Source organism: Nocardioides terrigena (assembly GCF_003047265.1).
Lineage (GTDB): Bacteria > Actinomycetota > Actinomycetes > Propionibacteriales > Nocardioidaceae > Nocardioides > Nocardioides terrigena.
This window is the reverse complement of sequence record NZ_PZYY01000002.1, coordinates 478,354-503,426: the sequence shown is the minus strand read 5'-3', so window position 1 is coordinate 503,426 and position 25,073 is coordinate 478,354. Positions and strand designations below refer to the sequence as shown.

At 71.4% G+C, this 25,073-nt stretch carries 18 protein-coding genes; 11 read left to right on the top strand and 7 right to left on the bottom strand.

Translation table 11 applies throughout. The features are described from left to right. Nucleotides 1-27 precede the first annotated feature (27 nt). Together glgX and DAE25_RS06375 are read left to right on the top strand one after the other, a co-directional pair. On the top strand, nucleotides 28-2,190 hold the full coding sequence (glgX, locus tag DAE25_RS06380; protein ID WP_199907454.1) for a glycogen debranching protein GlgX: 2,163 nt from the start codon (nucleotides 28-30) through the stop codon (nucleotides 2,188-2,190). After that, entirely contained in the window at nucleotides 2,187-2,876 is a 690-nt protein-coding gene (locus DAE25_RS06375; RefSeq protein ID WP_107765353.1) for an ion channel, read from the top strand. The genes glgX and DAE25_RS06375 overlap by 4 nt, the downstream gene beginning before the upstream one ends. A 34-nt stretch (nucleotides 2,877-2,910) precedes the next feature. Here DAE25_RS06375 and DAE25_RS06370 read toward each other — a convergent pair whose 3' ends face one another. Further along, nucleotides 2,911-3,816, bottom strand: a complete 906-nt coding sequence (locus DAE25_RS06370; protein ID WP_107765352.1) for a helix-turn-helix domain-containing protein — start codon at nucleotides 3,814-3,816, stop codon at nucleotides 2,911-2,913. Nucleotides 3,817-3,952: 136 nt separating this feature from the next. Here DAE25_RS06370 and DAE25_RS06365 point away from each other — a divergent pair, with 136 nt between their 5' ends. Continuing rightward, on the top strand, nucleotides 3,953-4,192 hold the full coding sequence (locus DAE25_RS06365; RefSeq protein ID WP_234410883.1) for a DUF3099 domain-containing protein: 240 nt from the start codon (nucleotides 3,953-3,955) through the stop codon (nucleotides 4,190-4,192). A gap of 32 nt (nucleotides 4,193-4,224) precedes the next feature. On the opposite strand, the gene glgP is transcribed toward DAE25_RS06365, so the two are convergent. Beyond that, on the bottom strand, nucleotides 4,225-6,810 hold the full coding sequence (gene glgP, locus DAE25_RS06360) for an alpha-glucan family phosphorylase (protein ID WP_107765463.1): 2,586 nt from the start codon (nucleotides 6,808-6,810) through the stop codon (nucleotides 4,225-4,227). A gap of 134 nt (nucleotides 6,811-6,944) precedes the next feature. Here glgP and DAE25_RS06355 point away from each other — a divergent pair, with 134 nt between their 5' ends. Genes DAE25_RS06355 through glgB form a run of 4 tightly spaced genes read left to right on the top strand, consistent with a single transcriptional unit; the run spans nucleotide 6,945 to nucleotide 14,015 of the window. Beyond that, nucleotides 6,945-8,915, top strand: a complete 1,971-nt coding sequence (locus DAE25_RS06355; RefSeq protein WP_107765351.1) for an alpha-1,4-glucan--maltose-1-phosphate maltosyltransferase — start codon at nucleotides 6,945-6,947, stop codon at nucleotides 8,913-8,915. Between the two features lie 20 nt (nucleotides 8,916-8,935). Further along, nucleotides 8,936-10,654 (top strand): maltose alpha-D-glucosyltransferase, encoded by a 1,719-nt coding sequence (gene treS / locus DAE25_RS06350; RefSeq protein ID WP_234410896.1) that lies wholly within the window; start codon nucleotides 8,936-8,938, stop codon nucleotides 10,652-10,654. Then, nucleotides 10,651-12,042 carry a maltokinase N-terminal cap-like domain-containing protein gene (locus DAE25_RS06345; protein WP_107765349.1) on the top strand — a complete coding sequence of 464 codons (1,392 nt, stop codon included), beginning with the start codon at nucleotides 10,651-10,653 and terminating at the stop codon, nucleotides 12,040-12,042. The genes treS and DAE25_RS06345 overlap by 4 nt, the downstream gene beginning before the upstream one ends. After that, nucleotides 12,039-14,015: a 1,4-alpha-glucan branching protein GlgB gene (gene glgB, locus DAE25_RS06340; protein ID WP_234410881.1), complete on the top strand. Its 1,977-nt coding sequence runs from the start codon at nucleotides 12,039-12,041 to the stop codon at nucleotides 14,013-14,015. The genes DAE25_RS06345 and glgB overlap by 4 nt, the downstream gene beginning before the upstream one ends. 76 nt (nucleotides 14,016-14,091) lie before the next feature. Here glgB and DAE25_RS06335 read toward each other — a convergent pair whose 3' ends face one another. From DAE25_RS06335 to DAE25_RS06315, 5 genes are read right to left on the bottom strand one after another with little or no spacing between them, the layout of a single operon-like run. After that, nucleotides 14,092-14,748, bottom strand: a complete 657-nt coding sequence (locus tag DAE25_RS06335) for a GntR family transcriptional regulator (RefSeq protein ID WP_159083609.1) — start codon at nucleotides 14,746-14,748, stop codon at nucleotides 14,092-14,094. A gap of 11 nt (nucleotides 14,749-14,759) precedes the next feature. Then, nucleotides 14,760-15,653 (bottom strand): NAD(P)-dependent oxidoreductase, encoded by an 894-nt coding sequence (locus DAE25_RS06330; RefSeq protein ID WP_107765346.1) that lies wholly within the window; start codon nucleotides 15,651-15,653, stop codon nucleotides 14,760-14,762. Next, nucleotides 15,650-16,696, bottom strand: coding sequence for an ABC transporter substrate-binding protein (locus DAE25_RS06325; protein ID WP_107765345.1), 1,047 nt, complete (start codon nucleotides 16,694-16,696; stop codon nucleotides 15,650-15,652). The genes DAE25_RS06330 and DAE25_RS06325 overlap by 4 nt, the downstream gene beginning before the upstream one ends. Then, entirely contained in the window at nucleotides 16,693-17,499 is an 807-nt protein-coding gene (locus DAE25_RS06320) for an ABC transporter ATP-binding protein (RefSeq protein WP_107765344.1), read from the bottom strand. The genes DAE25_RS06325 and DAE25_RS06320 overlap by 4 nt, the downstream gene beginning before the upstream one ends. Then, nucleotides 17,496-18,260, bottom strand: a complete 765-nt coding sequence (locus DAE25_RS06315) for an ABC transporter permease (protein WP_159083608.1) — start codon at nucleotides 18,258-18,260, stop codon at nucleotides 17,496-17,498. Before DAE25_RS06315 ends, DAE25_RS06320 begins: the two co-directional genes overlap by 4 nt. Nucleotides 18,261-18,358: 98 nt before the next feature. Between DAE25_RS06315 and DAE25_RS06310 the strand changes: the two genes are divergently transcribed. From DAE25_RS06310 to DAE25_RS06295, 4 genes are all read left to right on the top strand, one after another. Then, the gene (locus tag DAE25_RS06310; protein WP_159083607.1) at nucleotides 18,359-19,795 is read left to right on the top strand and encodes a lactate racemase domain-containing protein; all 1,437 of its coding nucleotides are present in this window, start codon (nucleotides 18,359-18,361) and stop codon (nucleotides 19,793-19,795) included. 46 nt (nucleotides 19,796-19,841) lie between these two features. Continuing rightward, nucleotides 19,842-20,585 carry an NUDIX hydrolase gene (locus tag DAE25_RS06305; protein ID WP_107765341.1) on the top strand — a complete coding sequence of 248 codons (744 nt, stop codon included), beginning with the start codon at nucleotides 19,842-19,844 and terminating at the stop codon, nucleotides 20,583-20,585. 93 nt (nucleotides 20,586-20,678) lie between these two features. Continuing rightward, nucleotides 20,679-23,360 (top strand): pyruvate, phosphate dikinase, encoded by a 2,682-nt coding sequence (gene ppdK, locus DAE25_RS06300; protein ID WP_107765340.1) that lies wholly within the window; start codon nucleotides 20,679-20,681, stop codon nucleotides 23,358-23,360. 118 nt (nucleotides 23,361-23,478) lie between these two features. Further along, a complete protein-coding gene (locus DAE25_RS06295) occupies nucleotides 23,479-25,065 on the top strand; it encodes an MXAN_6640 family putative metalloprotease (RefSeq protein WP_107765339.1) in 1,587 nt (528 codons plus the stop codon). Nucleotides 25,066-25,073: the final 8 nt, after the last annotated feature.

The following is a 25,073-nucleotide window of genomic DNA, read 5'->3' as shown; positions in this document are numbered from 1 at the left end:
GTCATTCAATCAGGGACAATGCCGGGCGTGACACCGGGAATGTGGGAGCACCACGACGAGACGACCGAGGTGTGGCCGGGGCGCAACTGGCCGCTGGGCGCGACGTGGTCGTCGGAGTCGACCAACTTCGCCGTCTACGCGCCGCTGGCGCGTGCCGCCTGGTTGTGCCTGTACGACGACCGCGACGCCGAGCGCCGCATCGACCTCACCGAGCACTCCCTCGGCATCTGGCACTGCGCCGTCCCCGACCTTCGCCCGGGCACCCGCTACGGCTACCGCATCGACGGCGACTGGGACCCCGACCGCGGCCTGCGCTTCAACCCGGCCAAGCTGCTCCTCGACCCCTACGCGTCCGCGATCGCCGGGGACCTCACCGTGCACCCGGCCCTCTACGGTTACGACGTCGAGCACCCGGAGCTGCGCAGCGACCTCGACTCCGCGCCGTACACCGCGCGCAGCGTGGTCGTGGACCCCGCCTTCGACTGGGAGGGCGACGTCCCCCTGCGCCGCCGCTGGCGCGACACCGTCATCTACGAGCTGCACGTCAAGGGCATGACCGCCCTGCACGACCGCGTCCCCGAGCACCTGCGCGGGACGTACGCCGGGCTGGCGACGCCCGCCGTCGTGGAGTACCTCCACGACCTCGGCGTGACCGCCGTCGAGCTGCTGCCCGTGCACCAGTTCTTCAGCGAGCCGGCGCTGGCCGAGCGCGGGCTGGTCAACTACTGGGGCTACAACTCGCTGGGCTTCTTCGCCCCCCACAACGCCTACTCCTCCTCCGGCGACCGCGGGCAGCAGGTCGCGGAGTTCAAGCAGATGGTCAAGGCACTGCACCAGGCGGGCATCGAGGTGATCCTCGACGTCGTCTACAACCACACCGCCGAGGCCGGACCCGACGGTCCGACGCTCAGCTTCCGGGGCCTCGACGACCTGGGCTACTACCAGCGCGTCGTCCAGCGCGACCCGCGCGCCGACCCGGCCCCCGACACCTACTGGGACGTCACCGGCTGCGGCAACACCGTCGACGCCAGCCGCACCCAGAGCCTGCGGATGATCCTCGACTCGCTGCGCTACTGGGTCAGCGAGATGCACGTGGACGGCTTCCGCTTCGACCTGCTGAGCGCGCTCACCCGCACGGGCCAGGAGATCGACCTCGGCAGCCACCTGATGACCGCGATCGGACAGGACCCGGTGCTGCGGCACGTCAAGCTCATCGCCGAGCCCTGGGACGCCTCGATGGACGGCTACCGGGTCGGGGAGTTCCCGCCGCCGTGGGTGGAGTGGAACGACCAGTACCGCGACACCGTGCGTGACTTCTGGCGCCGGCACACCTCCGGCGTGCGGACCGTGGCGACCCGGCTCGCCGGGTCCAGCGACCTGTACGCCGACGACGGGCGCTCGCCGTACGCCTCGGTCAACTTCATCACCGCCCACGACGGCTTCACGCTGCGCGACCTCGTGTCCTACAACCTCAAGCACAACGAGGCCAACGGCGAGCACAACCGCGACGGCACCGACAACAACCGGTCGTGGAACTGCGGGGTCGAGGGCGAGACCGACGACCCGGACGTCATCGCGCTGCGGCGTCGCCAGGCGGCCAACCTGATGGTCACGCTGTGCCTGTCCAACGGGGTGCCGATGCTCACCGCCGGCGACGAGCGCGGGCGCACCCAGGGCGGCAACAACAACGCCTACGGCCAGGACAACGCCACCTCGTGGGTCGACTGGCGCCCCGACGACGCGTGGCTCGACGTCTACGAGATCACCAAGACGGCGCTGCGCCTGCGCCGCGACCACCCCGCGTTGCGTCAGCGGCACTGGTTCGAGGGACGCCCGGCCATCAAGGGCGGCGCCAAGGACCTCGCCTGGATGCACCCCGACGGCCGGGAGATGACCCCCGACGACTGGCACGACGACGCCCTGCACACGGTGGGGATGTTCGTCTCCGGCGACCCGCTCCGCTCCCCCGGCCCGCGCGGGGAGCAGCTGCGCGACTCGTCGTTCGTCATCTGGCTCAACGCCTCCCCCGACGACGTCACGGTGAGGCTGCCCCGCAACGAGTGGGTCAACAAGGGCGAGGTGGTGCTGTCCACCTGCCCGCACAACCCGATCGGCACCGTGGTGACCTCGGGCGAGTCGCTCGAGCAGGAGGCCCGCTCGGTCGTGGTCATCCGGGAGGTCAAGGCGTGAACTGGCGCACCATCCCGGTCGTCCGCCACCCCTGTGCCGACCTGCTGATCGTCCAGCTGCTGGGGATCCTCGTCTACCCGTTCCTCAGCGACGCCCCGCTGGGCCGGGCGATCTTCTCGATCTTCGCGCTGTTCGTGCTCGCGCTGGCCGTCTTCGCGGTGCGGATGACGCCGGCCCTGAGCTGGGTCTCGGCCGTCCTGGGCGTGCCGGTCGTCGTGTTCACGATCTGGGAGGCCGTGGCACCCGGTGTGGAGGCCGTCGTCCTGTGGTCGGCCGTCTTCCACGCCGCGTTCTACTTCTACACCGCCTACGCGCTGCTGCGGTACATGTTCGACGACCACATCGTGACCACGGACGAGCTCTACGCCACCGGCGCCACGTTCACCGTGGTGGCGTGGGGCTTCGCCTACGTCTACCTCGCCGTCGACGTGGTGGTGCCCGACTCGTTCACCGCCGTCGGCGACCCGCTGCAGGCCAGGGCGTGGTTCGAGATGCTCTACCTGTCGGTGACCACGATGACCAGCCTGGGGCTGTCCGACATCGTGCCGGTCCGCCCGCACGCACGGTCCTTCGTGATGATCGAGCAGATCGCCGGGATGCTCTACCTCGCCCTCGCCGTGGCCCGGATCATGGCGCTCACCGTCGCCCGCAGCACCGCACGCGAGGAGCGCCGGAAGAAGACCTGAGCCGTCTCGCGCCTCGCTCGCCGCTCCGCGCGGATCAGCTCGGCGTCGCCACCCACTGCGCGGGGTCACCGGCGTCGAGGTCCGTGATGCCGGCCGTCTCGAGAGCTCCGAGGACGACCAGCCGGCGTACGGCGGCGAAGGTGAGAACGTGCGCGACCATGCCCCCGTAGGTGAAGACCCGCGGCGGCTCGCAGGTGACGTCGACGAACGTGTCGTCGAGCCGACCCTCCTCGATCGTCTCCCGCACCTGGGCCAGGAACGCCGGCCCCTCCTCCGCCAGCTCGCGGCGCAACGTCACCAGTCCCTTGCCGCGCTCGTCCCAGTCATAACGGCGCCCGGAGGAGGCGGCGTTCCACTGCGTGAGCTGGCCGACGAGGCGGCCCAGCACCGACCGGATCGACATGTCGGCGTCGATGGTGCCGATGGGCATCTCGATCGGTGCGTCGAGCTGGTCGTCGGTGAGACGGGCGGCCCGGTCCAGCATCTCGCCGGTGAGCCAGAGGTGGTGCTCGATCATGCGCGTCATCAGGTCCATCGGAGTCACCTTCGTGGTGGTGGGCAGCCGGAGCGTGCCAGGTGGGTGGAAGTGAACCCGGCTCGGCGCAGGCAGCTGCATCCGCGTCGGGTGCCGACGCCAGCGGGAGGGGGCCGCGCCGTACTCACGCCGGAAGGCGCGCGTGAACCCCTCGTGCGAATCGAAGCCCGCTTCCATCGCCACGTCCACGACCTGCCGGTCGGTCACCACCAGCTGGTAGGCGGCCCGCTCGAGCAGGAGGCGTCGCCGCATCCGCCCGGGTGGCTCGCCAGCGGTCGCCGAGACGATCCGGTCGAGGTGGAACCGCGACAGGTGCATCCTGCGGGCCCGCTCCTCGCCGTCGAGGTCGAGGGTCTCGGCGAGCAGGGCGAGGAACGAGGCGAACGTGTCGGCCGCTGTCGTCATGACCCCACCCTGCTCGCGCCGGGGCGCGCTCGCTTGATCGTGCTTGTGCAGTCTGCCCGCCACCCGGCGCGCCCGTCGTGGACGGGCACGACGGCGTGGCGCCGCCGCGGGCGCGGACGCGGACTACCGTGGAGGCGTGCGACGCCGCGACCGCGTGCAGCCGGTGACCGGGGTGCCCCCGTCACTGAGCGACCAGCTGCGCCGACGCCGCCGGTGGTACTTCCTGATCATGGGAACGTGCTTGGTGCTCATCCTGCTGGCGTGGACCTGGGTGCGGCTGTGGTCGACGCCGCTGGCGGTCGCCATGTCGATGGTGGCCGCGGTGCTGCCGCCCATCGCCGCGTTCGTCGGCAGCGGAGGGGTCCGCGGGGGCTGACGGCCCGGGTGGTCGCCCGGGCCGCCCTCACCTCAGGCGGGCGTGGAGACCAGCCCGAGCTCGGCCACCGAGGCCAGCGACTCGTTGCGCGGGACGACCCGCACGGTGTAGCCGAACGGGCCCGAGCGGTCGAGCTGCACGTCGGCGTCGAAGCGGTGCCGGTTGCCCTCGTAGGACTCCGAGACGTGCATCGACGAGGTCACCTGGTCGAGCAGCTCGTCGTCGGCGCCGGGGCGGCCGTGGACGACCTGCACCTCGACGTCGTCGGGGGTGAGGTCTCCGAGCGCGACGTAGGCGCGGACGGACAGCGTGGCCCCGACCTCGGCGGCGTCGCCGACGCCCTCGGACTCGACGTGCTCGACCCGCACCGAGCCCCAGGCGCCACGCACGTGCTGCTTCCACTGCGACAGCTCACGGGCACCGGTGTAGTCGGAGTTGAGCGCGCGCGAGGTCTGGGCGGCCGGCGCGTAGAGCTCGCGCACGTAGTCGCGCACCTGGCGGGTGGCCAGCACCTTGGGGCCGAGCGACTTGAGCGTGTGGCGCAGCATCTCCACCCAGCGCGTGGGCACGCCCTGCTCGTCGACGTCGTAGAAGCGCGGGGCGACCTCGTTCTCGATGAGCTCGTAGAGCGCGGTGGCCTCGAGGTCGTCGCGCCGGTCCTGGTCGTCGACGCCGTCCGCGGACGGGATCGCCCAGCCGTTGTTGCCGTCGTACCACTCGTCCCACCAGCCGTCGAGGATCGAGAGGTTGAGGCCGCCGTTGAGCGCGGCCTTCATGCCGGACGTGCCGCACGCCTCGTAGGGGCGCAGCGGGTTGTTGAGCCACACGTCGCAGCCGGGGTAGAGCGGCTGGGCCATGGCGATGTCGTAGTTGGGCAGGAAGACGATCCGGTGCCGCAGCTCGGGGTCGTCGGCGAAGCGCACCATCTCCTGGATGAGCTTCTTGCCGCCGTCGTCGGCCGGGTGCGACTTGCCGGCGATGACCAGCTGGATCGGGCGCTCGGGGTCGAGGAGCAGGCGCTTGAGGCGGGCCGGGTCGCGCAGCATCAGGGTCAGCCGCTTGTACGACGGCACGCGCCGCGCGAAGCCGATGGTCAGCACGTCGGGGTCGAGGGCCGTCTCGATCCAGCCGAGCTCGGCCGGCGCGAAGCCGCGCTTGGCCGACGACTTGGCCAGCCGGACGCGCGCGTCGTCGACGAGCTTGCCGCGCAGGGTGCGCTTGAGGTCCCACAGGCGCTTGCCGTCGATGCGGTCCACCAGCGGCCACAGGCCGTCGGTGTCGTCGCCGTCGACGTCGGCACCCAGCTCGGCGGCGAGGTCGAAGATCTCGCGGGCGATCCAGGTCGGGCCGTGCACGCCGTTGGTGACCGAGCCGATCGGGACCTCGGCCTCGTCGAAGGCCGGCCAGAGGCCGTTGAACATGCCGCGCGACACGTGGCCGTGCAGCTGGGAGACGCCGTTGGCGCGCTGGGCGAGGCGGAAGCCCATGACGGCCATGTTGAAGACCGCGGCGTCGCCGCTCTCGTAGTCCTCGGCGCCGAGGGCGAGCACCCGGTCGACGGGCACGCCCGGGGTCGGGGACGCCTCGCCACCGAAGTACTGCTGGACGAGCTCGCGCGGGAAGCGGTCGATGCCGGCGGGCACCGGGGTGTGCGTGGTGAAGACGGTGCCGGCGCGCGACACCTCGAGCGCGGTGTCGAAGTCGAGGCCGGGGCCGCCCTCGCCGACGGTGAGCTCGCGGATCCGCTCGATGCCGAGGAATCCGGCGTGGCCCTCGTTGGTGTGGAACACCTCGGGAGCCGGGGCGCCGGTGATCCGGGAGTAGACGCGCAGGGCGCGGACGCCACCCACGCCGAGCAGCAGCTCCTGGCGGAGGCGGTGCTCGGAGTTGCCGCCGTAGAGGCGGTCGGTGACGTCGCGGTAGTGCTGCGGGTTCTCCTCGATGTCGGAGTCGAGGAGCAGCAGCGGGACGCGCCCGACGTGCGCCACGAACACGCGGGCCAGCAGCGGCTGGCCGCCCGGGAGGTCGATCGAGACGATGGCCCGCGAGCCGTCGGCCTCGCGGAGCAGCGTGAGCGGCAGCTCGTCGGGGTCGAGGACCGGGTAGGTCTCCTGCTGCCAGCCCTCGCGGGACAGCGACTGCTTGAAGTAGCCGTGGCGGTAGAAGAGGCCCACGCCGGTGACCGGGATGCCGAGGTCGGAGGACGCCTTGAGGTGGTCGCCGGCCAGGATGCCGAGGCCGCCGGAGTACTGCGGGAGGACGGCGGTGATGCCGTACTCGGGTGAGAAGTAGGCGATGGAGCGGGGCGCGTCGGCGCCGGCCTTGCGGGCGTACCAGCGCTCGCCGTGGAGGTAGTGCTCCAGCGACTCGGTCGCGACCCGCAGCCGCTCGAGGAACACCTGGTCGCCGGCCAGCTCGTCGAGGCGCTCGCGGCCCACGGCGCCCAGCAGGCGCACCGGGTCGTGGTTGACCCCGGCCCACAGCCGCTCGTCGATCGCCCGGAAGACGTCCTGCGTCTCCGGGTGCCACGACCAGCGCAGGTTGCCGGCCAGGGTAGCCAGGCCGGCCAGCGGCTCGGGCAGGACAGGACGGACGGTGAATCGTCGTATCGCTCGCACGGACCGACCGTAGGGCATTTCTTTGATCGATCCAAGAAGTTCCGCGACAGCCGCTCCCACCCCAGGGGTGGTCCCGGTGAGACGCGACGGGTCCCCGGCTTGCGCCAGCCCCTCGGGTTCGCAAGTGTGGGCGCATGGTTGGACGCATACCCGTCATGGACGTCTCCCCCGTCGTCGACCTCGGTCGACAGGCGGCGAAGGCCACCGTCGGTGAACCCCTGCCCGTGCGCGCGTCGGTGTTCCGTGAGGGGCACGACCAGCTGAGCGCCGAGGTGGTGCTGACCGACCCGTCGGGCGCCCGCCGCGCGCCGCAGCGGATGGTCAAGCACGGCGAGGTGCCGGACCGGTACGACGCGTGGGTCACCCCGGACACCGAGGGCGCCTGGACGTTCGAGATCTCGGCCTGGTCCGACCCGCTCGCCACCTGGGAGCACGACGCCGGGCTCAAGATCCCCGCCGGCGTCGACGTCGAGCTGATGTTCACCGAGGGGCGACTGCTCCTCGAGCGCGTCGTCGCCGCCGGCGACCTCGACGACCACGAGCGCTCGGTCGTCAGCGGCGCCGCGCAGGCCGCCGGCGACGGCCGACGCCCGGTCGAGGCCCGCCTCGCGGCCATGCAGAGCCCCGAGCTGTGGGGCGTGCTGGGCGCCCACCCGCTGCGCGAGCTCGTCTCGACCGAGGGCCCCTACCCGATCTACGCCGACCGCACCCGTGCGCTCTTCGGCAGCTGGTACGAGTTCTTCCCCCGCTCCGAGGGGGCGACCAAGGACCCGAAGACCGGCAAGGTCACCACCGGCACGTTCCGCACCGCGGCGAAGCGTCTCGACGCCGTGGCCGACATGGGCTTCGACGTCATCTACCTGCCGCCCATCCACCCGATCGGCGAGGTCAACCGCAAGGGCCCCAACAACACCCTCACCCCCGGCCCGGAGGACACCGGGTCGCCCTGGGCGATCGGCAGCAAGGACGGCGGGCACGACGCCATCCACCCCGACCTGGGCGACTTCGACGACTTCGACGCCTTCGTCGCGCGTGCCGGCGAGCTCGGCCTCGAGGTCGCGCTCGACCTCGCGCTCCAGGCGGCGCCCGACCACCCGTGGGTCACCAGCCACCCGCAGTTCTTCAGCACCCGCGCCGACGGCTCCATCGCCTACGCGGAGAACCCGCCGAAGAAGTACCAGGACATCTACCCGATGAACTTCGACAACGACCCGACGGGCATCTGCCGCGAGGTCCTGCGCATCGTGCGGCTGTGGATGTCCCACGGCGTGCGGATCTTCCGCGTCGACAACCCGCACACCAAGCCGCTGGCGTTCTGGGAGTGGCTGCTCAAGGAGATCCGCCGCACCGACCCGGACGTGCTGTTCCTGTCCGAGGCGTTCACGCGCCCGGCGATGATGCACGGCCTCGGGGCCATCGGCTACCACCAGAGCTACACGTACTTCACGTGGCGCACGGGCAAGCGCGAGCTCGAGGACTACCTCACGGAGGTCGCGACCCAGTCCGACCACCTGATGCGGCCCAACTTCTTCGTCAACACCCCCGACATCCTGCACGGCTACCTGCAGTACGGCGGGCCGGCAGCGTTCAAGGTGCGCGCGGCCATCGCGGCGACGGGCTCCCCGAGCTGGGGCGTCTACGCCGGCTACGAGCTCTACGAGCACGTGGCGGTCAAGCCGGGCAGCGAGGAGTACCTCGACTCGGAGAAGTACCAGATCCGCGTCCGCGACTGGGAGGGCGCCGAGGCCGAGGGCCGCACCCTCGCGCCGTACCTCACGCGGCTCAACACGATCCGCCGCGAGCACCCCGCCCTCCAGCTGCTGCGCAACCTCACGGTCCACCACAGCGACGACGACAGCGTGCTGGTCTACTCCAAGAAGCACGGCGACGACGTCGTCCTCGTCGTGGTCAACGTCGACCCGCACGGCACGCGGGAGACGATGATCCACCTCGACATGCCGGCCCTCGGGCTGGACTGGCACGACTCGTTCGTCGCGCACGACCAGATCACCGGGGAGGAGTGGAGCTGGAGCCAGCACAACTACGTCCGCCTCGACCCCGGCCACGAGCCCGCCCACATCATCTCCGTCAGGAGGCCCCGTTGACGACGTCCAGCGTCCCCGACATCACCACCGAGACCGGCCACGAGGAGTTCGAGGACACCTCGACGACCGCGGCGACGCCCGACTGGTTCAAGACGGCGGTCTTCTACGAGGTGATGGTCCGGTCGTTCCGCGACTCCAACGGCGACGGCGTCGGCGACTTCAAGGGATTGATCGAGAAGCTCGACTACCTGCAGTGGCTCGGCGTCGACTGCCTGTGGGTGCCGCCGTTCTTCACCTCGCCGCTGCGCGACGGTGGTTACGACGTCGCCGACTACACCAACATCCTCCCCGAGTGCGGGACGGTCGAGGACTTCCACGACTTCCTCGACGAGTGCCACAAGCGCGACATCCGGGTGATCATCGACTTCGTCATGAACCACACGAGTGACGCGCACCCGTGGTTCCAGGCCAGCCGCGAGGACCCCGAGGGCCCGTACGGCGACTTCTACGTCTGGTCCGACACCGACGAGCTCTACGAGGACGCCCGCGTCATCTTCGTCGACACCGAGCCGTCCAACTGGACGTGGGACCCGGTGCGCCAGCAGTACTTCTGGCACCGGTTCTTCCACCACCAGCCGGACCTCAACTTCGACAACCCCAAGGTCCACGACGCGATGCTCGAGGCCATGGCGTTCTGGCTGGACATGGGCCTCGACGGCTTCCGGCTCGACGCGGTGCCCTACCTCTACGAGCGGCCGGGCACCAACGGCGAGAACCTCCCGGAGACCCACGAGTTCCTCCGCAAGTGCCGCAAGTTCGTCGACGACAACTACCCCGGCCGGGTCCTGCTCTGCGAGGCCAACCAGTGGCCGGCCGACGTCGTGGAGTACTTCGGCGACGCCAGCGTGGGCGGCGACGAGTGCCACATGGCGTTCCACTTCCCGGTGATGCCGCGCATCTTCATGGCCGTGCGCCGCGAGTCGCGCTTCCCCATCTCGGAGATCCTCGAGCAGACGCCCGAGATCCCCGACAACTGCCAGTGGGGCATCTTCCTGCGCAACCACGACGAGCTGACCCTCGAGATGGTGAGCGACGAGGACCGCGACTACATGTGGGAGGAGTACGCCAAGGACCCCCGCATGAAGGCCAACATCGGCATCCGCCGGCGGCTGGCCCCGCTCCTCGACAACGACATCAACCGGATGGAGCTCTTCACCGCGCTGCTCCTGTCACTGCCCGGCTCCCCCGTCCTCTACTACGGCGACGAGATCGGGATGGGCGACAACATCTGGCTGGGTGACCGCGACGGCGTACGCACGCCGATGCAGTGGACCCCCGACCGCAACGCCGGCTTCTCCTCCGCCACGCCGGGGCGCCTGCACCTGCCGGCCATCCAGGACCCGGTCTACGGCTACCAGTCGGTCAACGTCGAGGCGCAGCTGGAGAACTCCTCCTCGCTGCTGCACTGGACCCGCCGCCTCGTGCACGCCCGCCGGCGCCACCACGCCTTCGGGCTCGGCAGCTTCACCGACCTCGGTGGCTCCAACCCGTGCGTGTTGTCCTACATCCGCGAGCACGTGGACGAGGACGGCAACCGCGACGTGATCCTCTGCATCAACAACCTGTCCCGCTTCCCGCAGCCGGTCGAGCTCGACCTGCGCCACTGGGAGGGCATGGTCCCCGTCGAGCTGCTCGGCGGCGTGCCGTTCCCGCGGATCGGCGAGCTCCCCTACCTGCTCACCCTGGGCGGCTACGGCTTCTACTGGATGCGGCTCGTCGAGGAGGAGGTCAACCCGTGAGCGACACGCTGCGCGACTTCATCGCCGGAGCCCGCTGGTTCGGCGGCAAGGGCCGGGACTGGACCCTGACCGGCGTACGCCGCGTCGGCGAGCTCCCCGACCCGCCGCCGGGCCTGCACGTCACGATCGAGCTCGCCGAGCTGACCTACGACACGGGCGAGACCGAGCTCTACCAGCTGCCGCTGGCCTACTACGCCGAGCACCAGGAGCGCCTCGAGCACGCCTCGGTCGGCGAGTGGCACGACGACGACTTCGGTCACGCGTTCGTCTACGACGCCGTCCACGACCGCGAGGCGATGGGCCTGTGGCTGCGGGCCTTCGCCGAGGTCACCGACGGCCGGGTGACCCGCGACCAGCTGGCCTTCCACCGCGTCGAGGGCCACGAGCTCGACCTCACCGTCCACTCCACCCTCTTCAAGGGCGAGCAGTCCAACTCCTCGGTGGCCTTCGGCGAGGACTCTCTGATGAAGGTCTTCCGCAAGGTCACGCCGGGCGTCAACCCGGACATCTCGATCCACGAGGTGCTGACCCGGGCGGGCTCCGACCACGTGGCGGCGCTCTACGGCTGGCTGGACGTGGTCGACGACGAGGCCGACACCACGATCCAGCTGGCGATGCTCCAGCAGTTCCTGCGCACCGCCTCCGACGGCTGGGACCTCGCTCTCTCCAGCGTCCGCAACCTCTTCGCCGAGGCGGACCTGCACGCGGAGGAGGTCGGCGGCGACTTCGCCGGCGAGGCCTCCCGGCTCGGCACGGCGCTCGCCGAGACGCACGAGACGCTGGCCGCGCACTTCCCCGTCACCACCCGCTCGGCCGATGAGACGGCCGCGCTGGCCGACGCCATGCGCACCCGCCTCGACGCCGCCCTGGCCGTGGTGCCCGCGCTCGCCGAGCACGAGGCCAAGGTCCGGTCCACGTACGACGCGCTGGCCGCGCTCGGCGAGGTGACCGTCCAGCAGGTGCACGGCGACCTCCACCTGGGCCAGACGCTGCGCACGGTCCGGGGCTGGAAGATCGTCGACTTCGAGGGCGAGCCGGCCAAGCCGCTCTCCGAGCGGATGCTCCCGGACTCGCCGTGGCGTGACGTCGCCGGGATGCTCCGGTCCTTCGACTACGCCCCGCGCGTGGTCATGATGACCGGCTTCGCGGCCGATCCCTTCGAGGGCTCGGAGGAGCAGAAGTCCTACCGCGCGACCGAGTGGTCCGCACGCAACGCACGAGCGTTCCTGGCGGCGTACGCCGGACGCGAGCTCACCGCCGACGAGCAGACCCTGCTCTCGGCGTACGTGGCCGACAAGGCCGTCTACGAGGCGGTCTACGAGGCCCGCAACAGGCCGGCATGGGTGGACATCCCGCTCGACGCGCTGGCCAGGATGGAGCAGGCATGAGCACTCCCACGACCCCGACCCCCGAGACCCCCGAGACGCCCGGCACCCCCGGGAGCACCGGCACCACCGGGTCCCCGGGCACCCCGGCCGTCGTCACCGACCCGAGCGCGCCCGGCGAGCTCGACATCCACCTCATCAACGAGGGGCGCCACGAGGAGCTCTGGAAGGTCCTCGGCGCCCACCCGACCCCGGACGGCACGGCCTTCCGCGTGTGGGCGCCCAACGCGCTGGAGGTCCAGGTCGCCGGCGAGTGGGCCGGCTGGGACGGCTCGCAGCACCCGATGAGCCGGGTGGGCGACTCCGGCGTCTGGCACGTCCTGGTCCCCGAGGCCGGCCTCGGCTCGCAGTACAAGTACCGCCTGCGCGGCGCCGACGGCGCCTGGGCGGACCGCGCCGACCCGATGGCGTTCTACGCCGAGAAGCCGCCGAGCTCCGCCTCCATCGTGTGGGCCTCCGACTACGAGTGGAACGACGCGGAGTGGATCGCGGCCCGGGCCGGCAAGCAGCCGGTCGACGAGCCGATGGCGATCTACGAGATGCACCTCGCCTCGTGGCGGCGCCACTACGGCGGCGACATCTACGCGTGGGACGAGATCGCCGACGCACTCGTCCCCTACCTCGACGACCTCGGCTTCACCCACGTCGAGCTGATGCCGGTGATGCAGCACCCGTTCGGCGGCTCGTGGGGCTACCACGTCACGTCGTACTTCGCCCCCGACGCACGCTTCGGCGACCCCGACGGGCTGAAGCGGCTCATCGACCGGCTGCACCAGGCCGGCATCGGCGTCATCCTGGACTGGGTCCCCGGCCACTTCGCCACCGACGAGTGGGCGCTGGCCCGCTTCGACGGCACCCCGCTCTACGAGGACCCCAACCCGCAGCGCGGCTGGCACAAGGAGTGGGGCTCCCACATCTTCAACTTCGGCCGCCACGAGGTGCGCAACTTCCTCTACGCCAACGCGCTCTACTGGCTCGAGGAGTTCCACGCCGACGGCCTGCGCGTCGACGGCGTCGCGTCGATGCTCTACCTCGACTACGGCCGCGAGCACGGCGAGTGGAGCCCCAACGTCCACGGTGGTCGGGAGAACCTCGAGGCGGTGCAGTTCCTCCAGGAGATGAACGCCACCGTCTACAAGCGGGTGCCCGGCGCGGTGACGATCGCCGAGGAGTCGACCGCGTGGCCGGGGGTCACCGGCCCGACGTCCGACGGCGGCCTGGGCTTCGGCTTCAAGTGGAACATGGGCTGGATGCACGACTCCCTGGGCTACGCGTCCAAGGACCCGATCTACCGCAGCCACCACCACGGCCAGATGACGTTCTCGCTGGTCTACGCCTTCACCGAGAACTACGTGCTGCCCATCAGCCACGACGAGGTCGTGCACGGCAAGGGCTCGCTGCTGCGCAAGATGCCGGGCGACCGGTGGCAGCAGCTGGCCAACCTGCGGGCCTACCTGGCCTTCATGTGGGCGCACCCCGGCAAGCAGCTGCTCTTCATGGGCGCCGAGATCGGCCAGGAGTCGGAGTGGGCCGAGTCCCGCGAGCTCGACTGGTGGTTGCTCGAGCACCCCGAGCACTCGGGGGTCCACGCCATGGTGCGCGACATGAACGCGGCGTACGTCGCGTCGGGCGCCCTGTGGGGCCGGGACAACTCCCCGGAGGGCTTCGAGTGGCTGGACGCCAACGACGCCAACCGCAACACCTTCTCCTTCGTGCGCCGCTCCCCCGGTGAGCCGGACGTCGTGTGCGTGGCCAACTTCGCGGCGCTGCCGCACGAGGGCTACCGCCTGCCGCTGACGGCCACCGGACGCTGGACCGAGGTGCTCAACACCGACGCGACGGCCTACACCGGGTCGGGCGTCGGCAACCTCGGCGCGGTGCAGGCGATCGAGGGCGGGCACGGGCACCACCCGGCGTACGCCGACATCGTGGTGCCGCCGCTGGCGACACTGTGGTTCCGCCACGAGTCGGACTGAGCGTTCCGCGACGAGACCGGCTGAGTCACCGCGTCGCGGGTCGGGCCCGCCCCGACCCGCGACGTGGCGGTGATGGTCAGCCGAGTCCCTGGTGCCGGGCGAGCACGGCCCGCACGTGGGCGGACGCCGCTGCCGCAGCGGCGTCGGCGTCCCCGGCACGGATGGCGGCCAGGATCGCGCGGTGCTCGGTCAGCGCCTTGCGCGGCCACCGCGAGAGGTCGCCCGACAGCATCGCCACCTGGGCCCGGCCGAGCAGCGGGCCGAGCGCACGCGTGAGGTGCTCGTTGCCCGCCGCGTCGAGGACGGCCTGGTGGAAGGCCTGGTCGGCGGCGATGATCGCCTGCTCGTCCCCGGCCCTGATGGCCTCGCCGTGGTCGGCGATGGAGGCCCGCAGCGCCGCCAGCAGGGCGGCGTCGTGCCGGCTCGCGACCAGCCCCGCCGCCAGCCCTTCGAGCGCACCGCGCACGGCATAGACGTCGGCGAGGTCGTCCGCGTCCACGCCCGCGATCCGGGCGCCACGGTGGAACTCCTCGACCGCCAGCCCTTCCACGACCAGCCGCTGCACGGCCTCCCGGACGGGGCTGCGGGAGAGGCCGAGCGACTCGGCGAGGACGGGCACGCTGAGGTGGTCGCCCGGCACGAGCTCGCGCGCCAGGATCTGGCCGCGCAGCACGGCGTACACCTGGTCGGCGAGGCGCTGGCGCGAGATCACGGGCCGATCGTCCACGGTCACCGGGGACTCCTTCAACTGCCACGCCGCGCGGGGACGCCCGACGCCTGCTCCAGGACCCCCAGCACCGCGATCGAGTCGCGGGCCCCGAGACCTGCCTCGACGCCGTCGGTGTGCAGGGCCAGGGCGGCCGCGGACACCGGCACCGGGACCCCGGACTCCGCGGCCAGGGCCACCGCGAGCGCGTTGTCCTTGCGCATCAGCGCCAGCGAGAAGACCGGGTCGTAGTCGCCGTCCACGGCGCGCGGCGCCACGTCGCGGAAGAGACCGCTCACCGACGCGGCCCCGCTGTCGATGACGGTGTCCACGAAGACGCCCGGGTCGAGCCCGGCCGCCGCGGCCAGCGCCAGGGCTTCGGCCGTGCCGGCGTTGATGATCGCCAGCATCTGGTTGTTGACCACCTTGACGGTGGCGCCGGCCCCGACGTCCCCGACCGGTACGACGCGCGCCGCGACCGGCGCGAGCAGGTCGGCGAGGTCGAGCCCAGGGGTGGACCCGCCGACCGGGACCGTCCAGCGACCGACCGCCGCCGGCCGGCCGAGCACCGGGGCGTCGACGTACGCGACCCCGCGCCCGGCACACCGGGCGGCCTGGGTGCGCGAGTCGGCCGGTCCGATGGTCGAGGTGTCGACGACCAGCGTCGGCGGGGCGTCCCCGGCCAGGAGCACCTCGAGCACGGCCGCGACCACGGTCGCGTCGGGCAGGGAGAGGACGACGGTGTCCACGGCCTCCCCCAGGGCCGCCAGCGATGGCGCCACCTCGCACCCGGAGGCCGCTCCCCTCGCGGCGGCCTCCGGGGACGGGTCGTGCACGACGACGCGCCGGTCCGCGGCGAGGGCGGCGGCGATCGCGCCGCCCATCGCCCCGAGCCCGACGACGCCGACGGTGCCGTGCGGACGGGTCGTCACTCGAGGTGCGCCTTCGCCTGCTCGATGAAGAGCGACGTGTCGAAGAACTCCGACGGCTCGACGTACTCCGGCACGCCGCCGAGCTCGACGTACGCCTGCTCAGCGGTGCCCACGACGTCGAGGACGGTGCCGTCCTCGTAGGCCGCCAGCCACTCCTCGGCGGTGTAGTCGGTCTGGCTCTGCACCTGGTACTGGAGGTCCTCCAGGGTGGCCGCCCCCTCGTAGGCCTCGGCGTGGACCGTCTCCAGGGAGCCCTCGGGGTCCTCGCGGAAGTCGTCGTTGACGTCCAGCCACGCGTCGATGATCGTGCGGACGGTGTCCTCGTTGTCGGCGTACCAGTCGTTGTTGGCGATCCAGCCGTCACCCACGGCCGCATCGGGGTAGTTGCCCGCGTCGTCGATCTCGACGGCGTCGGGCATGGCCTCCTGCACGCGCAGGTCGAAGGGGACCCACAGGGCGATGGCGTCGGCGGAGCCGCCCACGAACGCCTGCACGGCGTCGGGCATCTTGGCGTTGACCACGTCGACGTCCTTGCGGTCCACACCGGCCTCGGTGAGCGCGCGGTGCAGGAAGATGTCGGCGGTGGTGCCCTCGGTGGTCACCACCGTCTTGCCCTCGAGGTCCGCGGCGCTCTTGATGCCACTGCCGGGTGCGGCCCAGAGCCGGGCGGTGGCGTTCTCGATCGAGTTGAGCATGAAGATCTGGCCCTGGCCCTGGGCCGGGAAGTTGGAGGTGACGCCACCCATGATCGCGACGTCGAGGCTGCCGCCGGCCAGGGCCTGGCTCAGCTCGATGCCGGTGGCGAACTCGGTCACCTCGAGGTCGAGGCCGTGGTCGGCCCACTGCCCGTCGACCTGGCCGAGCCAGAGCTTGTCGTCGACGGCGATGGTGTGGAGGTAGCCGATCTTGACGGTCGTGCCGCCCTCGGCCCCGGAGTCAGTCTCGCCGCCCTCGTCGAGGGCGCCGCACGCGGAGACGAGGGTGAGGGCGAGGCCGGTGGCCAGCCCGGTGGTCAGGACACGCAGCCTGCGGAGTGATCTCATGGGTGTGCCTTTCGGAAGGCGCTCCCCGAGAGGGAGCGCATGACGCCCTCGAGGTGCCCACGCAGCTCGAGGAACTCGGGTTGGAGCCGCGACTCGGGCGAGCGCGGCCAGGGGACGTCGACGTCGACGACCTCGTGGACCCGGGTCGGCCGGTTGCCCAGGACGACGATCCGGTGGGAGAGGTAGATGGCCTCCTCGACCGAGTGGGTGATCAGCATCGCGGCGCGACGCTCGGCCTGGCTGGCCTCGTGGAGGAGCTCCTGCATGAACTCGCGGGTCTGCGCGTCGAGCGCGGCGAAGGGCTCGTCGAGGAGCAGCACGTCGGGGTCGGTGGCGTAGGCGCGGGCCAGGGCGACCCGCTGCCGCATGCCGCCCGACAGCTGCTTGGGCGGGGACTTCTCGAAGCCCTCGAGCCCCATCAGCTCGATGTAGCGCCGGACGCTCTCCTGGGTCTCGGCCCGGGAGCGGCGGTTGCGCTTGAGGGTGAGGCCGAAGGCGATGTTCTTCTCCACGGTGAGCCACGGGAAGATCGCGTACTGCTGGAACACCACGCCCCGGCGGCTGTCCGGGCGGGTGACGCGCTCGCCGTCGAAGCGCACCTCGCCCGCGTCGGGGGCGAGGAAGCCGGCCGCCACGTTGAGCAGCGTCGACTTGCCGCAGCCCGAAGGGCCGAGCACGCTGACGAACTCGCCGGGGCGGACGTCGAAGGACACGCCGTCGATGACCTCCACCCGCTTGCCGCCACGGCCGAAGCCCACGTGGACGTCGTCGAAGGCGATCCGGGCACTGCTGTCGCCGGTCATCGGACCACCCGCTCCTGCCAGCTGACGGCCCGGGCCTGCACCAGGCGGACCCCCATGTCCATGAGCAGCGCGCAGAACCCGATGAGCAGGATCCCGGCGTAGACCTCCTCGGTCCGGAAGAAGCTCGCCGACCTCTGGATCGTCCACCCGAGCCCGCGCTGGGCGGCGATGAGCTCGGCCGCGACCAGCGTCGCCCAGGAGACCCCGAGGGCCACCCGGACCGCGACGAACATCTGCGGCACCGTGGCCGGCACGATCACCCGGCGGAACAGCTCGAGGTCGGACGCGCCGAGCGCCCGTCCGGCCCGGACGTAGATGTCCTCCACCGCCGCGATCCCCTCGTAGAGGACCACGACCGAGGCGAAGAACGCCGCCCAGACCAGCACGAGCAGCCGGGCCTCCTCCCCGATGCCGACGTAGATGATCACCAGCGGCGAGAGCGCGATCGGCGGCAGCGCCCGGCAGAAGTTGATGATCGGGTCGAACATCGCGCGCAGCGTGGGGAACCACGCGAGCGCGAAGCCCACCGGGAGCGAGAGTGCGCACCCGACGGCGACGCCGATCAGCACCCGCAGGACGCTGAGCCGGATGTCGACGAGCAGTCCCTCGGGCTCGCGCAGGCCCTCCCAGGCCGCGGCGAAGACCTCGCCCGGCGTGGGGACCTCCTTGCCGGTGATGCCGGTGGTGGCGGTCAGCCACCACGCCGCGATCACCACGGCGAACCCTGCGAACGGCAGGACGGTGCGTCGGAGCGCCGTCACATGTCCTCCTGAGTTAAAGTCGATCGACTTGATGCACATTAGCATGCACATTGGATGTAATGTGTAACAGGCAAATCCTCCGACGTGAAGGGCATCACATGCAGGTCGAGCTGGAGTACGGCGACGGACACGTCACCGTCGAGGTCCCCGACGACTCCGTGGTGGTCTCCGCGGACCGCACCGACCACGAGCCGGAACCGCTCGCCGACCCCGTGGGCGCCACCCGCGCCGCGCTCGACGCGCCCCTGGGCTGCGGGCCGATCGGTGACCTGGTCGGCCCCGGGCAGACGGTCACCATCGCCTTCCCCGACCGCGTCAAGGGCGGCCAGCACGAGACCGCCCACCGGCGTGTCGTCCTCCCCCAGCTGCTCGACGACCTCGAGCGGGCCGGCGTCGCGGCCGAGGACATCCGCCTCGTCTGCGCGATCGGCCTGCACCGCAAGAACCGCTGGGAGGAGTTCGAGGCCTACCTCGGCCGCGACGCGCTCGCCCGACTCCCCCGCGCCAACGTCGTCAACCACGACGCCGAGGACCCCGCCGGCATGGTCGACCTCGGTCTCTCCGAGCTCGGCGACCCCGTCCAGGTCAACCGCGCCGTCGTCGACAGCGACCTCACCATCCTCATCGGGCACACGGCCGGCAACCCGTACGGCGGCTTCAGCGGTGGCTACAAGATGCCCGCCACCGGCCTGACCAGCTGGCGCTCGATCGCGTCCCACCACGCTCCGCGCAGCCTCTACCGCGAGGACTTCGTGCCGGTGTCCACCCGCAGCCGCTTCCGCGACCAGCTGCGCGCGATCGGGCAGCGGATGGAGCAGGAGATGCCGCAGCCCTTCTTCAGCGTGGACGCGGTGCTCGACTCCCGCTCGCGCCAGCTCGGCGTCTACGCCGGTCGCATCCCCGACGTGGAGCAGGCCTCGTGGCCGCTGGCCACGGCCCGCACCGACCTGCGCATCGACGCGCCCTGGGAGGGACGGGCCGACGTGCTGGTCGTCGGCATCCCGCGCAACTTCCACTACGGGCCGGGCATGGGCTCCAACCCCATCCTGATGACCCAGGCCGTCGGCTCCAGCTTGGTCCGCGCCAAGCGGGCGCTGGTCGACAAGCCGGTCGTGATCGCGGCGGCGGTGTGCGACGGGTGGTTCAACAGCACCGAGTTCCCGCCGTACGAGGCGGCCTTCGAGCGGCTCCAGGCCTGCCAGCACCCGGCCGACATGGTGCAGCACCAGGAGGAGCTCGCCACCGACCCCGAGTGGGTCTACCACTACCGGCACCACTACGGCTACCACCCGTTCCACGCGTTCTCGATGATCTACGTCGGCGGCATCGCCCGCGAGCACTCCTCGCAGTTCTTCCTCGCCGGGGCCAAGCGGCCCGACCTGGCCCGGGCGATGGGTGCCCGCACCACGGCCACCGTGGAGGAAGCGCTGCGCGAGACGGCGGCCGCGCTCGGCCGCCCGCCGCGCGTCGTCGTCGTACCCGCCCTGTCGCAGCCGGCGTTCCACCTGACCGCCGGGGGCCCGGGGACCGCGTGAGCAGGCGTCGCGGGGCGGGTGCTCACGCTCTGGCTAGGGTGGCCGGGTGAGCCAGCCCATCACCGTGACGACGGTCGCCGAGGGGGTCGCCCGCCTCACCTGGACGGCAGACCACACGATCGACGAGGTACGCCGCGAGGTCGCGGAGGCGCTCGTCCACCACCCCCGCGTCGAGACGCTCGTCGACCCCGACGACCAGGGTGCGCAGCGGACGGCGACCTGGTCCGGCATGCACCGCGAGGGCGTGATGCGCGGCGTGACCGTCGACGACGGACCGGCCGACCGGATCGTCTACGCACGCCTGGCCACCGACGCGCCGGTCAACGAGCCCGGCGGCTTCCGCGCGCTGCTCAACTCCTTCCTGCCGCGCAAGCGGGCGATCAGCCAGATGCTGGTGCGCGACCCCGCCGACCGCGTCCTGCTCTGCCGGCTCACCTACAAGCAGGACTGGGACCTCCCCGGCGGCGTCGTCGAGGTCGGCGAGTCCCCCCGGGTCGCGGTGGTCCGTGAGGTGGAGGAGGAGCTCGGGCTGGCCCTCGACGCCGGTGAGCTGCTGCTCACCGACTGGCTGCCGCCGTGGGGCGGCTGGGACGACGCCGTCTGCCTGGTCTTCGACGGCGGCGTGCACGACCCGGCGGTCCTCGACGACGTGGTCAAGCAGGAGCGGGAGATCCGCGACGTACGCTTCTGCACCCTCGAGGAGGTCCGCGAGCTCGCCGCCGACTTCACCGCCCGCCGCGTGGAGTCGGCGCTGCGCGGCGAGGTGGACTACACCGAGTCGGGCCGCTGACGGCCCCCGGATCTACCGCCCGGACGCCAGTTCCCCGCTTTCGCCCGACTCGTGCCGCGTCGGCACTGCCCAATTCGCCGTCGGTGGAGCAAGATGCCTGAGGTGAACACTTGGGTCTACGACTTCGCCGACGGTGACCGCGACCAGAAGGACCTGCTCGGGGGCAAGGGGGCCAACCTTGCCGAGATGAGCAACCTGGGTCTCCCCGTCCCACCGGGCTTCACCATCACCACGGAGGCCTGCCGGGCCTACCTCGAGCACGGCTCCGAGCCGGACGGGCTCGCCGCCGAGGTGACCACGCACCTCGCCTCGCTCGAGGAGGCGATGGGGCGCCGACTGGGTGACCCCGACGACCCGCTGCTGGTCAGCGTCCGGTCGGGTGCCAAGTTCTCCATGCCCGGGATGATGGAGACCGTCCTCAACATCGGTCTCAACGACGCCTCCGTGGCGGGTCTCGCCCGGCAGAGCGAGGACGAGCGGTTCGCCATGGACTCCTACCGCCGGCTCCTGCAGATGTTCGGCGGGACCGTGCTGGACATCCACGGCGAGCACTTCTCCGACGCCCTCGACGCGGCCAAGGACGCCAAGGGCGTCACCGACGACCTGGCCCTGGACGTCGAGGACCTGCGGACCCTGGTGGAGGAGTTCAAGGGCATCATCCGCGAGCACGCCGGGATCGAGTTCCCCCAGGACCCGCGCGAGCAGATGGATCGCGCGGTGCGTGCGGTCTTCGACTCGTGGAACACCCCCCGCGCCGTCCTCTACCGCCGCCAGGAGCAGATCCCCGAGGACCTCGGCACGGCCGTCAACATCCAGGCCATGGTCTTCGGCAACCGCGGCATGACGTCGGGCTCGGGTGTCTGCTTCACCCGTGACCCGGCCTCCGGCGACCAGGGCGTGTACGGCGACTACCTCCAGAACGCCCAGGGCGAGGACGTCGTGGCCGGCATCCGCAACACCGTGTCCCTGGCCGACATGGCGACCATCGACAAGGCGTCGCACGACGAGCTGCTGGGCATCATGTCGACCCTCGAGCACCACTACCGCGACATGTGCGACATCGAGTTCACCGTCGAGCTGGGCAAGCTCTGGATGCTCCAGACCCGGGTCGGCAAGCGCACCCCCGAGGCGGCGTTCCGGATCGCGGTCCACATGGTCGACGAGGGCCTCATCGACATGGACGAGGCGCTGCGCCGCGTGACCGGCGAGCAGCTGGCCAACCTGATGTTCCCGCGCTTCGACGCGTCCGCCACCAAGGACCTGCTGGGCGTGGGGATGAACGCCTCCCCCGGTGCCGCGGTCGGCAAGGCGGTCTTCGACTGGGCGACCGCGGTCGAGTGGGCCGAGCAGGGTGAGGACGTCATCCTCGTCCGCAAGGAGACGACCCCCGAGGACCTGCACGGGATGATGGTGGCGCGCGGCGTCCTCACCAGCCGTGGCGGCAAGACGTCGCACGCCGCCGTGGTGGCGCGCGGCATGGGTCGCACCTGCGTCTGCGGTGCCGAGTCGCTCGACGTCGACACCCGTGAGGGGGAGTTCACCGTGCGTGGCGGCAAGACCGTCCGCGAGGGCGACGTCATCTCGATCGACGGCTCCACCGGTGAGGTCTTCGACGGTGCCGTGCCGGTCGTGGACTCCTCCGTGGTGCGCCACTTCGAGGGCGAGGAGACCGACCAGCCCGTCGTCGAGGCGGTGGCCCGGCTGATGGAGCACGCCGACGCCAAGCGCCGCCTGCGCGTGCGCACCAACGCCGACACGGGCGAGGACGCCCTGCGCGCACGTCGGTTCGGCGCCCAGGGCATCGGACTGTGCCGCACCGAGCACATGTTCCTCGGCGAGCGCCGCCAGCTCGTGGAGAACCTCATCGTGGCCGAGGACGAGGCCGAGCAGGACGCGGCGCTGGCCGAGCTGCTGGTGCTCCAGCGCCAGGACTTCCTGAAGATCTTCGAGGCGATGGACGGCCTGCCCGTGACCATCCGCCTGATCGACCCGCCGCTGCACGAGTTCCTCCCCGACATCACCGAGCTGAGCGTCGCGATGGCGGTCGCGGACGTGCGCGGCCAGCGCAAGAAGCGGCAGCGCAAGCTGCTCGCGGCGGTGCAGCGGCTGCACGAGTCCAACCCGATGCTCGGGCTGCGCGGCGTACGCCTCGGCATCGTGATCCCCGGTCTCTTCACCATGCAGGCCCGCGCGATCCTCGAGGCCGCGGCCCAGCACATCCGCGAGGGAGGGCACGCCGAGCCGGAGATCATGATCCCGCTGGTGGCCAGCGTGCGTGAGCTCGACCTGGTCAAGGGCCGCATCGTCCAGCTCGCGCACGACGTGGAGGCGGAGCTGGGCGTCGAGGTCCCGCACAAGATCGGGACCATGATCGAGCTGCCGCGGGCAGCCATGACGGCGGGCGCGATCGCCGGGTCGGCCGACTTCTTCTCCTTCGGCACCAACGACCTGACGCAGATGACGTGGGGGTTCTCCCGCGACGACGTGGAGGCGTCCTTCTTCAGCACCTACCTCGCGCAGGGCGTCTTCCCGGTGTCGCCGTTCGAGTCCCTCGACGTGGAGGGCGTCGGAGCGCTCGTACGCCGCGCCGCGACCGACGGGCGGGCCGCCAACGCAGACCTGCACCTCGGCGTCTGCGGCGAGCACGGCGGCGACCCGGCGTCGATCCACTTCTTCGACGAGGTCGGCCTGGACTACGTGTCCTGCTCGCCGTTCCGCGTGCCGGTAGCCCGGCTCGAGGCCGGCCGGGCGGCGATGGAGGCCGAGGGCTCGTAGCGCCTGCCGCCCCGACCGGCCGCCGCTGGGATACCGGCGACGACACGCACTCACCGGTTCTCTGGACGCGAACGGATCTCCGCGACCAGACTTCTCGAGACCTCTGACAAGGAGACCCATGCGCCTCAGCACCGCCGCCGGCCTGCTCGCTTCCGCCCTCGTCCTGACCTTCGCCCTCCCGTCGACGGCCGGTGCGGCCGACGGGTCCGATCCGGCGGACCCAGCAGCGCAGACGAAGGACGCCGAGGCGGCGCTGGCCGAGGCCGAGGCCGCCCTCGCCGGTGCAACCTCCGGTGCGACCGACGGGGCCGCGGAGAGTCACCGGGACGTGACCCTGGCCATGCGCGACCTCTTCGTCGCCAAGCACGCGTTGCGCGGCGCAGACCGGGCGGACGCCGAGAGCCTGCTGCTGCGACCCACCACGCCTCCCGACGACCCCACCGACCCGCGCGACATCTACTACGGCGAGGGTGCCGACCTGCAGACCCAGTGCGCCGCCACGTTCTGCCTGCACTGGGTCGAGGAGGGCGAGCACGCCGCGACCGCGGACTTCGCGTCGACCGCCTTCGCGACCATCGCCGACGTCGCCGGGGCCTACACCGCCGCCGGCTTCCGCGCCCCGCTGCCCGACGCGGGCCAGGAGGGTGGGACGCGGACCGACTTCTACCTCGGGGACCTCGACCAGTACGGCGCCCTCGGCTTCTGCCGCTCCGACGCCGACGGTCCGGTCGTGGGGAGCGCCTGGTACGGCTACTGCGCCTTCGACAACGACTACGCGAGCTCCCCGTGGCTGGACCCGACCTCGCTGCTCCAGATCACCGTCGCGCACGAGTACTTCCACGCCGTCCAGTTCGCCTACGACGCCGAGGACGACGGCTGGCTGATGGAGTCGACGGCCACCGCGATGGAGGACGAGCTGTACGACGACGTCAACGACAACGCGTTCTTCCTGAACTACGGCCAGATGGGCGACCCGGAGGCGTTCGGCTTTCCGCTCGCCGGCCCGTCGACCCCGCTCGACGCCTTCGACCTCAACGCCTACGGCAACTGGGGCTTCTGGCGCTACTTGACCGAGCAGCACCCCGACGAGACCGCAGGGATCCCGAATCTGGTCCGCGAGGTCTGGGAGACCCTCGACACCACCCGGCGCCCGAACCCGGTCTTCTCGCTGCGAGCCCTGGACAAGGTGCTCGCCGCGCGCGGCACGTCGACGCCGCGGGAGTACGTCGCCTTCGCGGCCGCCAACCAGCATCCCGCCGACGTCTACGACGAAGCGATCGAGCAGTCCTACCCCACCGCACCGAACACGATGGAGACGGTCCAGCTCTCGCGCAAGGTGCGCACGGCGAAGCGCACCGCCACCGTCGACCACCTCACCAGCGCCACCGGCGCGGTGCTCCCCTTCGCCGGCAGCCGAGCGCTCAAGGTCCGTGTGGATCTCGGGGACCCGAGCGTCGTGCGGGCGGCCGTCACGGTCCACCGCCTCGACGGCACCACCACCACGTCGTACGTGCCGACCCACCGCAAGGGCAAGGGCAGCGTGACCGTGCCGTTCGCGGCCTCCAAGGTCTCCTCCGTCGAGGTGACCCTGGCCAACGGGAGCACGAGGATGGTCGACTGCGGCGCGTCCAGCCAGTTCGCCTGCGGTGGGTTCGGCGCCGACGACGGCCTGGTGGTGGGGGTCCGGTTCCAGGCCGTCGGCTGACCGCGGAC